The 742-nt window shown below is 29.5% G+C and carries 1 protein-coding gene; it reads right to left on the bottom strand.

All coding sequences use genetic code 11. The annotated features are described in order from the left end of the window. Nucleotides 1-140: 140 nt before the first annotated feature. Nucleotides 141-742, bottom strand: a 602-nt coding sequence (locus tag K1X16_RS17900) for a hypothetical protein (RefSeq protein ID WP_225037434.1), incomplete at its 5' end; no start/stop codon positions are given.

Here is a 742-nt window from a genome sequence, read left to right on the forward strand (position 1 = left end):
ACAACGTGTTTGTGTATGATTAGTTGCGTGGTTTGGTAGCTAATTTAGCAAACTTTTACGGACCTGAGAATATTCCGAAGGAATATTCCAGATAAGCAGAAACAAAGCAATTAAATATACACGGTGTTGTATGCAGTTTTTTATTCATTTATGTATTCGAATTTCGGTCTGTTTTCGTGTAGTTTGAATTTCTCATTTAAATAAACCACACTTTCTAATTCCATTCGGATTTTTTTGTCATTATCGTTTGCGTAAAGATAAATTTTAGTTACAAAATTTTCTTTAAAATCATTTAGTTCTATTGTTTTAGAATTCGGCCAAGAAATGATTGAATCTTTTCCTGGTTTTGGGAAAATGATTTCGTACGTTATGCTGTCTATTTGAGAACTATTCCACTTAAATTCATTGAAAGCAATTTCCATATCATACTTTGCAAGGTCAATATGTTCTTTCTGCTTTTCAATCGTTAAGTTAATATATTCTTTTATTCGGTCATTATTAAAATCCGTTTGTCCATATTTTCTCAATACTTGTTTCAATTCCGACTTGTTCAGATACAATTCTTTTTGTTCGGTTAAGTCCGTTTTATATGTCTGAAAAACTGATTTACCAAATTCCTCTATCGTTTGATTTTTCTTTTGGGAAGAAATTCCAATCAGACATAATATCAGAACAATTACTTTTTGTTTAAACATATGATTTTGATTGATAATTGACGTTTTTGTTAAATTGCATACAACGT

The organism is Winogradskyella sp. SM1960, from assembly GCF_020179375.1.
Classification (GTDB): Bacteria; Bacteroidota; Bacteroidia; order Flavobacteriales; family Flavobacteriaceae; genus Winogradskyella; species Winogradskyella marina.